Annotated in this window: 1 protein-coding gene; it reads left to right on the top strand. The window is 69.2% G+C overall.

From position 1 onward, the window contains the following. Window positions 1-302 (top strand): aldehyde dehydrogenase family protein (locus EN846_RS34425; protein ID WP_135928149.1); only part of this gene is annotated, 302 nt, incomplete at both ends.

Below are 302 nucleotides of genomic sequence, written 5' to 3'. Positions count from 1 at the left end.
GCCGAGATGAGCGTGCGCCGCGAACCGATCGGTGTCGTCGGCGTCGTCACGCCCTGGAACTTTCCGTCGGCCATGCTCACCCGCAAGGCGGCGGCAGCTTTGGCTGCCGGCTGCACGGTGGTGGCGCATCCGTCTTCCGAAACGCCGCTGTCGGCTTTGGCGTTGGCCGAACTCGGCGAGCGTGCCGGGCTGCCGGCCGGTGTCTTCAACGTCATCACCGGCGATGCGCGCACCATCGTCGGTGCGATGTGCGCCGATGCCCGCGTGCGCGCCATGAGCTTCACCGGCTCGACCGAAGTTGG

It is taken from the genome of Mesorhizobium sp. M4B.F.Ca.ET.203.01.1.1, from assembly GCF_004791025.1.
GTDB lineage: Bacteria > Pseudomonadota > Alphaproteobacteria > Rhizobiales > Rhizobiaceae > Mesorhizobium > Mesorhizobium abyssinicae.
This window is presented reverse-complemented; position numbering and strand designations above follow the sequence as displayed.